Source organism: Bartonella sp. CR127HXZ (genome assembly GCF_042194555.1).
Lineage (GTDB): Bacteria > Pseudomonadota > Alphaproteobacteria > Rhizobiales > Rhizobiaceae > Bartonella > Bartonella grahamii.
Map to the genome: position 1 here is coordinate 93,599 of NZ_JBHIMZ010000005.1, position 10,768 is coordinate 104,366.

Consider the following 10,768-nt stretch of genomic DNA (forward strand, 5'->3'; position numbering starts at 1 on the left):
TAAATAAAAGTATAAGTTGGTACCATAATAGATTTGCTAGTTCCCAATATTGCAACAGCCTAGGCTTTGAAATGCTGCATAAGAGATCACTGTCTTGTGTTTAAGTCAATTTTTATCTCTGCTTTTGATGCACAAGTGAATGGTATTGATATGGCACTTTATGAGAAGGATAAAAATGAGAAAATCTTATGATATTGGGAGCTCTTATTCAGATTGCAAAACGCTCAACTATTATAAATAAAGGGTGCAATTATTATTATAAAGAATGTTTTATCTAGTGAGACTTTTAGCACTTTGTGATTGTACTTTGTGTGCTATAGAGAACGTTTTTTTTCACTTCAGTTTGAAAAAAGTTATCCTAGAGAAAAATTATATTAGACTAAATTAGTTATATATATTTATACCTTTCTTGGTGATGGATGAAAAAATAGTTATAAAAAAGAGAGCGTGAAGAAGACAATTTCTGAATCTCTTATTATAAACCGGAGTAGCATGTTGTTTTTATAGGAAAAAAATAAAGCTGTCTGATTGTATAGGTTAAGCTCAGTATTATTTTCATAAATGATGACAAAGAATATGTTTATTTTTAATGGACTAACGGACAGAATGATTATGGATGTAGTTTATTATTGAATTATGATAGCAAAAATGCTTGGAAATTTCTTTGCTGTTGTTATTAAGTCCATTTTTTCTTTTTTTATAAGTTTCATAGGGGCTTTGGGGGGGCTGTGTGTTGCAATAAGTTATTGATTGGGAGAAATTGCTATTCATGACACAGAGAACAGTTACATTAATAGCGGGGCCTACTGCAAGTGGTAAGTCAGCGCTTGCTTTACAAATGGCTCAAGAAAAAAATGCTCTCATCGTTAATACTGATTCAATGCAGGTTTATGATGTTTTAAATATTTTAACAGCACGGCCTACGGAGGCTGATATTGCGATTGTTCCACACTATCTCTATGGCTATGTGAGTCCTACTTTGAATTATTCAGTAGGGCAATGGTTGTGTGATGTCGAGAAGCTATTGGCAACTTTTTCTTTAAGATCGGTTATTTTTGTTGGTGGAACAGGGCTTTATTTTCGTGCTCTTTTAGAAGGGCTTTCGGAAATACCTCATATTCCAGATGCTGTACGGCAGAAATGGCGACTTCGGCTTGATAAAGAGGGAGCTGAAAGCCTTTACCGCCAATTGTTGCAAGTTGATGCTGTTCTTGCTGAGAAAATTTCTTCGCAAGATGGTCAACGTATTGTTCGTGCTTTAGAAGTTTATGAGGCAACTGGTAAGAAGCTCAGTTGGTGGCAGAAGAAAAAAACGCTTCCTCTGATTTCGTCAGATTGTGCAGAAAAAATTCTTCTTATGCCACCACGTCCTCTGCTTTATGAACGTATTCATAAACGTTTGGATTCTATGATTGAAAGAGGAGCTTTAGAAGAGGCGATGATCATGAAGAATCTTAAGCTTTTCCCTTCATTACCAGCAATGAAGGCTATTGGTATACCTGAATTTATAGCTTATTTGGATGGATATAGAAGCTTTGAGAATGCTCTTGAAGCGGTGAAAATACAAACGAGGAGATATGCAAAAAGACAAATGACATGGTTTCGTAATCAATTTGATGAAGAATGGATGCTTACTTTTTGATAAAAGAGCTAGAGCTTTGTAAAGAAACTTTCGAAAGATAAAAGATAATTCGTGAAAAAGAATTTTTTAGAAAATAGAATTTTTTATTGACGAATGGTATCAATGGAATTAGAAATCTTTCTACAAGGAAATTTTTATATATTTTATACGTTGGAATAATGGGGGTGATCATACAGTGTGTGTTGTGTAATGGGCTCCTTTGGGGTCTTTTTTTATGGGCTCCGTTAGGGGCTTTTTTATTGTCCTATCAAGTAGGTGAGTGGGAAAAATGAGAAATGATCCAAGAAAGCAAGAGAGTGCAGATGGAAAAATAATGTCGGGGGCTGAAATAGTGGTTCAGGCTCTTATAGATCAAGGGGTTAAACATATTTTTGGTTACCCTGGTGGGGCTGTTCTGCCTATTTTTGATGTTCTCTATCACCAAGATACACTCCAGCATATTTTGGTGCGCCATGAACAAGCTGCAGGGCATGCTGCTGAAGGTTATGCACGCAGTACTGGAAAGGTAGGTGTTATGCTTGTGACTTCTGGTCCAGGCGCAACGAATGCTGTTACACCTTTGCAAGATGCTCTTATGGATTCTATACCTCTTGTTTGTTTTTCTGGTCAGGTAGCGACAACGATCATTGGAACAAATGGCTTTCAAGAAGCTGATACGGTTGGAATTACAAAGCCCTGTACGAAGCGTAATTGGCTGGTTAAAAACGTCAATGATCTTGCGGCTATTATTCATGAAGCTTTTTCTCTTGCTCAATCAGGTCGTCCTGGACCGGTTTTGATTGATATTCCTAAGGATGTTCAATTTGCTTCAGGAATTTATAGAGCGCCTCAAGTGCCGACATTTATGCATTCTTATTCAAAATCGAAAGGGAATGCGCAGGCTATTGAAGAGGCTGTTTCTCTCTTAGTAGAAGCAAAGCGTCCTGTTATTTATTCTGGTGGTGGTGTTATTTCATCGGGGATGGAAGCTGTAAAGCTTTTGCGCGATTTAGTTCAACTGGGTGATTTTCCGATTACATCAACACTCATGGGGCTTGGTGCTTATCCCGCTTCTGGCAAAAATTGGCTTGGAATGCTTGGGATGCATGGAACCTATGAAGCTAATATGGCCATGCATGATTGTGATGTCATGTTGGCTGTTGGAGCACGATTTGATGATCGTATCACAGGGCGATTGGATGCATTTGCACCTCATGCGCGTATTATTCATATTGATATTGATCCTTCTTCTATTAATAAGATCGTAAAAGCAGAAGTTCCACTTATTGGTGATGTGGCTTGTGTTTTAGGAGATATGACGCAACTCTTAAAGATACAGCAACCAGCGTTTAACAGTGAAGTCCGTGAGGCGTGGTGGACGCAAATTAATCGCTGGAGATCACGCAATTCATTGGCATATATGGAAAAAGAAGATGTTATCATGCCACAATATGCTCTTGAACGGCTTTATGCACTGACCAAAGATGCTCGTGCTTATATCACAACGGATGTCGGACAGCATCAGATGTGGGCAGCACAGTATTATCATTTTGATGAACCAAAACATTGGATGACTTCTGGTGGTCTTGGAACGATGGGGTATGGTCTTCCGGCGGCTATAGGTGTTCAAATAGCCCATCCTGATGCGCTTGTTGTGTGTATTTCTGGTGATGCTTCCATTCAGATGAATATTCAAGAACTTGCAACAGCTATTCAGCATGGCACACCTGTAAAAATTTTCATTTTAAATAATCAGTATATGGGGATGGTTCGCCAGTGGCAGCAATTGCTGCATGGTAATCGTCTTTCTCATTCTTATACGGAATCTATGCCTGACTTTGTGAAATTGGCACAAGCTTATGGAGCCGTGGGAATTCATTGTTCAAAACCCGATGAACTTGATGATAAAATTCAGCAGATGATTGACAGTGATAAGCCTGTTCTTTTTGATTGTCGTGTTTATCATTTAGAAAATTGTTTTCCTATGATCCCATCAGGATGTGCCCATAATGAGATGTTATTACCCGATGAGGCAAGCGAGGAAGCTGTTGCAAATGCTGTTTCTTCCGAGGGAAAGATTCTTGTATAAAATTAATATGTTAACAAAATAGTGAAAGATGGTGATGATGAAGTCTTTGAATTCTTTGAAGTCTTCATCTCTGTCTCTTCTTTGTGGAGAGTTCCTATTATCCTTAGAGCTCATTTTATGATTTTCATTCTTTGTTTAAAGACATCGGGTGTATTATTATTTGTACGCGATGTTTGTTTTTTTAATTCATATGTTCACATTAATAGCTATTTCGTTGCATTTTTTAGATAATACATTGAATTATCTGTTATAAATTAATTATGTTGTCTCATATATGAAAGATTCCATCGTGCAAGAAAAAAAGCCACCGTGCTTGAAGGGTGCGACCATGCAAACCGTCATGCCTATGAAAACAATAGAAAAGTTTGTCACTATGTTTTGGTTTCGCATTATGAAATTGCTCCAAATCGCTCTTTCAAGGGATTGATAGGAAAATCCCCCTAGCGGCTTGAAAGGAAGGGCAAAAATAACGAAGATCAAATGCAGCCATAGAAAATCAATTAGCCACCATAGCTTATAATCAGGTAGTAATCTCACCTGATTATGCGGGGGAGATCTATATATATGAGATGTGTAGTCAATATATATAAACCGGAATAATACTCAACATCGTATCATTATCAGGACATTAACATTGAAAATTAAATATTCTTTCTTTTATTTGTTCTACATATTTATGATTCCATAAATCTACAGACACAAACACTCTTTGAATCCACCGCATTGGATTTTCATAACTATCAAATGATCCAAAAAATTTATCTCTAGAGTGTAGAGCCATTTTGTTATCAATGTATAATAATCTTCTTGGTTGTACATCAATTCCAAAAGATACAGCCTTCATAGCTTCATAAAAATGATTTAAAGCCTCCTTAGCTTTTTTTGACTGTGGCTCTAACATGCCCGGATAAAAAACAGCGCTGATATCTGGGAATTCACCGTCCCCTTGAACTAGGGGCACTTTACTTGTAGAGGTTACCCCATTTTTCTCCTCTATAAGGAATATTAATTATATATAAATTATCGCTTAAGCTACTCAAATCCTTCTCAATTAAAAGTTTTAAAGCTAGACGTGCACCAGATATTCTCGTTAACGGGCCATCAACATCATTGCGAACACCAGATAAAAATATCCCTTTAGGAGATAAATTTAAACCCTTTATAAATTTTAGTGCAGCATTTTCTATATGAAAATCTAACTCAACTTCAGATCCTAATCCTGTATAATCTTTTTTATTATCTTCTAAAGGAACTAGGTTATTTACTATATATTCGCCTTCAAACTTAATTGAATAAGGCTCTCCGATCAATAAAGAAAACATCATAATTAAATTTTTGCTAATATAGCCACTTTTACAAGACGCATCTAAATTATAAGGATTAGGTGACGTATTAATTGGTCTATCAATTGGAAGGTTTTCAAAGATTAAATGGTCTCGGGGTAATAGACACCTTTTGATTCATAAGAATTGTCAATATTCTATGTGATAGCAGCGAAAATGCTATTTTTTAGTTCAACCGAATATTCAATACACCCGTATGGATCATAAATAACGTGGTCTAAAGTCTACCAAAGTTTATCTCTTTCGACATTGCTTAATTCAAAAGCATTTTCATTTATCATTATAATTTCTTCCCCAATTATATTTCCCTATTTTTTTATTAAGAAAAGTGAAAAAACAATAATTAAAATTAAAATCAGCCATGTTAGCAAATAAGTGTCTGTAAAATCTTGGATTAATCCAAATAATGGTGGAGCAGTAATAATTGCGATTTGATTTACAGACATTGCTAAACCCAGAGAAAAGCCAACGCTTTCTTTCGGCGAAGAGTCTACAATATAAGCAACCCAAGGGCCATACCATCCTATTCCAAAAAAACCTAACCAAGCAGATAAAATAGTTAAATAAATTATGGATCCACTCATGCCTAAAATTAATATTAAAAATCCAAAAATTACTGCAATCATGCAAAACAAGACAGGAAAAAATCGTCCTTTTCTACAATGATCACTCCACGCTGCTAAAATAATTCTTCCTAAGGCACCAGAAGCCTGTAAAACAAAAAACAAATAAGCACTTTTATCTAGAGACAGGTGATAGATTCTATAAAAATAGATCGTTATAAAAATGGTTAAAACATATTGAACGATCACAAGTGAAACGCCTGAAAAAATAATATTCTTCATATGCGGTGCAGCCAACATCGCAAGACGAGATCTTATATTTGCATAGAACGAAACTCTTGCCTTGCTTTTTGGAACGATAGCTACAACTTTTGCTGGTGAGTGATAAAAAATAATAAATATACATCCACCTAAAAAAGAAACTATGGCACCGACCAAAAACGCACCTTGTATGCCATAAACAAGCGCACTAGCAGGAAGAACTATCCCAGCTAATGCCCCACCTAATGGTAGTCCCGCCTGCCTTATTCCCATTGCAAATCCGCGCTGCGATTGTGGAAACCATGAAGAAACAGATTTAGCGCCACCGGGTTGAGCAGAACTATAAAATCCCCCTACAATGAGCAAACAAACCAAAAGGGAAATATAGTTATCTGCGATTGCTCCCAACAAAAGAGCGACAGAAACGCCGACCGCGCCAACTCCAACAATATAGCGCTCGTTAAATTTGTCTAGTAATTCACCAGCTACAAGTAACCCAATAATAGGTAGGAACTGTGCTGCTGAAGACAGCAAACCTATCTGAGAGTCACTGAGCGAGAAATTTTTCTTAAAAAATTCAGCTAAAGGACCAATCCCTTGAACAAAGAAGCAGGCTGATGCTTGAGCGATAGTGGCAACAAGCAATACAATCCATCTATAATAATTTTTTTCTATAAATTTATTATTGCTCACTATACTCTCCCTCCAATTAAAGTGTATTCCAATAAAGTGGACTTTTTTCTAATAATGATTGCAACAATAAATCAGGTATTTTATGCTGATTACATAAAAATCTGTCAATACGATTGGTATTAATATGAAAGCTAAGGAATATGCTTAATTTAAGGAAATAAGCTATTATGTGTCGTGCAAATTTGATAGGCTAGCGATATAAGATAAATTTTACAAACATTGGTTCAGCTGGCATTAAACGCTCTTCATAAAAGATGCTATATTTTGGCAAGCTTTTTCAATATAATTCTCAAAGCTTTCTTCAGTCACATAGCCCAGATGCGGCGTGCAAAGAACTCTATCTGATTGCAATAATTTGCTCTCATATACCTGCTCGCTGTCATAAACATCCAGTGCAAAGTAAGTTGAATTTTCCAAACTTAGTATTTTTTCTATCGCCCCTTTTTCAACCAAAGCTGAACGCGCTGTGTTGACAAAAATAGCATGAGGTTTCATGCTCAATAGATCATCTAATTGAATGATTTCTCTGGTTTTATCGCTTAAGCGTAAATGTACGGATATAATGTCAGGACGTGTAAAAAATTCATCTTTTGAATGCGTAAAATGATAACCTAAATTTTTTGCTTCTTGCGTTGAACGCTCGCTCCCATAAACCAAAATGGACATGCCAAAAGCTTGAGCATATTGAGCAACCATTTTACCAATACGCCCAAACCCGAATATTCCAAGAGTAGCCCCTTTCATTTGGTTGCCAAATGTTGTTTGCCATCGTCCTTTTTTCATATCAGACACAGATTTACAGAGTTTTCTACGCGCAGACATAATTAAGAGCCACGCAAATTCAGCAGCAGAAGTTGGATCTCCACCACCGTCTAATATTTCAATTCCTAAGTCTCTACAAGCTTCTATATCAATATGTGAACCTATAGGGCCTGTTTGGCAGATTAATTTTAAATTTGGCAGTTTCAGTAGAAGATTTCTATCAACTATAGTTCGCTCTCTGATTAAGATAAGAATATCTATCTCTTTGAGCTTATCTTCTAAATCACATTCTTTAGCTAAATTATTTATAACAAGCACTTCATGCGATTTCATTAATTTTGTAATAGACTGTAATGTTAGGGTGGCTTTTTGATAGTCATCTGGAATTAATATTTTCAATTTAAATCTCCCGTTTCATTCATCAATATTTGAGCTCATTATTTCATTTCTAAAACAACCAAAAAGCAATCTCACAGCTGATATTTTGACATAACGCCAAGCCTATTAACAAATTACCCCCCTTGATTTCATTGTTATTTCTAGCAATAAGAATAGCATTAATCAGTTAGTTTTTATAAACTTTAAAACATTGCGACAAAAAGAAAAAGTTTGACTCAGTAGATGGAGAATTGCGCTTTTCTCATATTCTAGAGGACGGATCTGAAGTGCTACGCTGGACTGAAACCCATGTCCCAATTTTCTTATAATAGACTACCAAGAAGGCCATACTTACGAACCAGATTTTATTGTCGAAACAGAAAAAGCTACATATTTGTGCGAGATAAAGCGCGCTTCATATAAGCGTGATGTCTCTCTTTATTCGTTGAGATATAACTTATTTGTAGCATGAAGAGTAAATTTATTAAAATCATGATAAGAGGGAGATAGGAACTTTATAGGTGTATCATCATAGGATTAAGTAGTTTTGTTGAGAGCTATTTCTGCCAAAAGGTTTTTGATATATGTAATTATTATTTCGTAATAGTGGATGTACTTTATTTTTATGTGCAAGAAAGCTGAGTGATTGTGTAAAATAGTATTCATAAAATTACATTATTCTTATCCTGTTAAGGACATTTTTTCTAGAGAGGGTTTTGCAACTGCAATGCTCTTTTTCTCATTCTAAATTTTGGTTAGAAAAAGCGTATATAGGTATTATTTTAAATTTAAGATATGTATATTCCATTGTTGCTGTTACTGTTGTAGAAAATGATATTTTATTTGATAAGTATAAGGTGTTACCAAGAAGATCGATGTATAGATAAAATTTAGATTTTTACTATATCTTGAAAAAGCAATGGGTAAATAATTGATAATTGTGCTACGAAAGTTGTTAGATGGGCGTGTGTCAGCAATTCTTAATAAAAAAGTTTTTCTTGATAGTCGTTTTTTTTCAAAATACTGCTCTTTTTATGCAAATCTTATGTTGGTAAGCTATGCAGTTTTCACGGGAACAGGATAGTGCATTGAAGGCTGTTGCTGCGTGGTTGAAGGAAGGGCGTTCTCCACTTTTTCGCCTTTTTGGCTATGCGGGGACGGGTAAGACAACGCTTGCGCGCTATTTTGCAGAAACAGTTGATGGTTCTGTCCAGTTTGCTGCTTTTACAGGGAAGGCGGCACAGGTTTTACGCTCTAAAGGTGCAAGCAATGCTTGTACAATTCATTCGTTGATTTATTGTCCGCGTGGGGAAGAAGAAGTTTCCGATGAAATTACGGGAAAGAAGTCTATTGCTCCAACATTTACATTAAATCGAAGGAGTGCAGCTGCACAAGCTAAGCTCATTATTGTCGATGAATGTTCGATGGTAGATGAAAAATTGGCGCGTGATTTAATGAGCTTTCGGACGCCAATTCTTGTTCTGGGTGATCCAGGTCAATTGCCTCCTATATCAGGTGGAGGATTTTTTTCCAATGGAGAACCAGATTTTCTTCTCTCAGAAATTCATCGGCAAGCGCGGGATAATCCGATTATTCGTTTAGCTATGGATGTGCGTGAAGGACGCGATATTGCTTATGGTGACTATGGAGAAGCGCGCGTTGTTACACGTAAAGAGGTCAATCAACAATTGGTTTTGGATGCTGATCAGGTATTGGTAGGGGTTAATCGTACGCGCTACCTTTATAATCAGCGTTTGCGTGTGTTAAAAGGATTTACAGCAGATTATCCGCAAGCAGGAGATAAGCTGGTGTGTTTGCGAAATGATCCTACTAAAGGTTTGTTGAATGGCTCTTTATGGAAGGTGATGACTTCACAGAAGGAAACAGTTAAACCAAGTATTAATCTTCTTGTGAAACCAGAAGAAAGTGAGCGTGGGGTAGCAAAGATTAAACTGTTAAAAGCAGCGTTTGAAAACCCTGATCAAGAAATTTCATGGCAATTAAAAAAGCGATATGATGATTTTGATTATGGGTATGCATTAACGGTTCATAAAGCGCAAGGTTCTCAATGGAATAACGTCGTTTTGTTTGATGAAAGTTTTGCATTTCGTGATATGTATGCGCGCTGGCTTTATACGGGAATTACGCGCGCAGCAGAACGTTTAATGATTGTTCGATAGAAAAAATATGTATATCATCTAAGTTTCAGATGGAAAATGCCTTTTTTCTATCTTGTTACACATTATAGAAAAATGGAAATGGGCATGGCGGTAAAACTTTCGGTTAATCTTAATGCTGTTGCTGTTTTGCGTAATCGACGTAATCTTCCGTGGCCAAGTATCACGAATATGGGGCATATAGCGCTTGCTGCTGGAGCGGCAGGTTTGACGGTTCATCCACGCCCCGATGAAAGGCATATTCGTTTTGCGGATTTGCCAGATATATATTGTTTAATCAAGAATACTTTTCCTACAGCTGAGTTTAATATTGAAGGTTATCCAAGTGATCAATTTTTGGATATCGCTGAAAAGTATGCTGATCAGATTACCCTTGTTCCTGATGATCCAGATCAGTCAACATCTGATCATGGTTGGAATTTTGCTCATGATGCAGAATTTTTAACACCTATTATTCAGCATTTGAAAAAAAGAAAGATTCGTGTATCACTTTTTGCTAATCCTACTATCGATGGTCTTGATACTGCTAAAGCAATAGGGGCTGATCGTGTGGAGTTTTACACGGGACCTTACGGTGGTGCATTTCAGGATAAGATAAAACAGGATCAAGAGCTCAATAAACTTGTTTTAGCAGCAAGAAGAGCAAAAGAGTTGCAGTTAGGTATGAACGCAGGGCATGATCTGACGCTTATGAATCTTCCTGCTCTTGTCAAAAACATTCCTTGGCTTGATGAAGTTTCTATTGGTCATGGGCTCATTGCCGATGCATTAGAGTATGGAATGCATGATACTGTTCAGCGTTTTATCCGGTTATTATCGTAATCTTTTTCTCTCTATAAAATTGAAAGAGAAATTTTTATAAAGCTTTGCCAATTTATCTT

8 protein-coding genes are annotated in these 10,768 nt (G+C 36.4%); 4 read left to right on the forward strand and 4 right to left on the reverse strand.

Annotated elements, in window-relative coordinates:
• Nucleotides 1-769 precede the first annotated feature (769 nt).
• Nucleotides 770-1,642 (forward strand): tRNA (adenosine(37)-N6)-dimethylallyltransferase MiaA, encoded by an 873-nt coding sequence (gene miaA, locus ACFIKY_RS04400; RefSeq protein WP_375636184.1) that lies wholly within the window; start codon nucleotides 770-772, stop codon nucleotides 1,640-1,642.
• A gap of 268 nt (nucleotides 1,643-1,910) precedes the next feature.
• The gene (locus ACFIKY_RS04405; protein WP_375636185.1) at nucleotides 1,911-3,710 is read left to right on the forward strand and encodes an acetolactate synthase 3 large subunit; all 1,800 of its coding nucleotides are present in this window, start codon (nucleotides 1,911-1,913) and stop codon (nucleotides 3,708-3,710) included.
• 628 nt (nucleotides 3,711-4,338) lie between these two features.
• On the opposite strand, the gene ACFIKY_RS04410 is transcribed toward ACFIKY_RS04405, so the two are convergent.
• From ACFIKY_RS04410 to ACFIKY_RS04425, 4 genes are all read right to left on the reverse strand, one after another.
• A complete protein-coding gene (locus tag ACFIKY_RS04410; protein WP_375636186.1) occupies nucleotides 4,339-4,671 on the reverse strand; it encodes a hypothetical protein in 333 nt (110 codons plus the stop codon).
• Between the two features lies 1 nt (nucleotide 4,672).
• A complete protein-coding gene (locus ACFIKY_RS04415) occupies nucleotides 4,673-5,035 on the reverse strand; it encodes a hypothetical protein (protein ID WP_375636187.1) in 363 nt (120 codons plus the stop codon).
• A gap of 326 nt (nucleotides 5,036-5,361) precedes the next feature.
• Nucleotides 5,362-6,570, reverse strand: coding sequence for an MFS transporter (locus tag ACFIKY_RS04420; RefSeq protein WP_375636189.1), 1,209 nt, complete (start codon nucleotides 6,568-6,570; stop codon nucleotides 5,362-5,364).
• Between the two features lie 234 nt (nucleotides 6,571-6,804).
• Complete coding sequence (locus ACFIKY_RS04425) at nucleotides 6,805-7,731, reverse strand: D-2-hydroxyacid dehydrogenase family protein (protein ID WP_375661454.1); 927 nt, start codon at nucleotides 7,729-7,731, stop codon at nucleotides 6,805-6,807.
• A 1,037-nt stretch (nucleotides 7,732-8,768) separates the two neighbouring features.
• Between ACFIKY_RS04425 and ACFIKY_RS04430 the strand changes: the two genes are divergently transcribed.
• Both ACFIKY_RS04430 and ACFIKY_RS04435 read left to right on the forward strand, forming a co-directional pair.
• Complete coding sequence (locus ACFIKY_RS04430) at nucleotides 8,769-9,890, forward strand: ATP-dependent RecD-like DNA helicase (protein ID WP_375636192.1); 1,122 nt, start codon at nucleotides 8,769-8,771, stop codon at nucleotides 9,888-9,890.
• 84 nt (nucleotides 9,891-9,974) lie between these two features.
• Complete coding sequence (locus tag ACFIKY_RS04435; RefSeq protein WP_375636194.1) at nucleotides 9,975-10,709, forward strand: pyridoxine 5'-phosphate synthase; 735 nt, start codon at nucleotides 9,975-9,977, stop codon at nucleotides 10,707-10,709.
• Nucleotides 10,710-10,768 lie beyond the last annotated feature (59 nt).

What these genes read in the sequence shown, in the direction of transcription:
- ACFIKY_RS04405 (WP_375636185.1), top strand. Translation starts at nt 1,911, where the DNA reads ATGAGAAATGATCCAAGAAAGCAAGAGAGTGCAGATGGAAAAATAATG.
- miaA (WP_375636184.1), top strand. Translation starts at nt 770, where the DNA reads ATGACACAGAGAACAGTTACATTAATAGCGGGGCCTACTGCAAGTGGT.
- ACFIKY_RS04435 (WP_375636194.1), top strand. Translation starts at nt 9,975, where the DNA reads ATGGCGGTAAAACTTTCGGTTAATCTTAATGCTGTTGCTGTTTTGCGT.
- ACFIKY_RS04415 (WP_375636187.1), bottom strand. Translation starts at nt 5,035, where the DNA reads ATGATGTTTTCTTTATTGATCGGAGAGCCTTATTCAATTAAGTTTGAA.
- ACFIKY_RS04430 (WP_375636192.1), top strand. Translation starts at nt 8,769, where the DNA reads ATGCAGTTTTCACGGGAACAGGATAGTGCATTGAAGGCTGTTGCTGCG.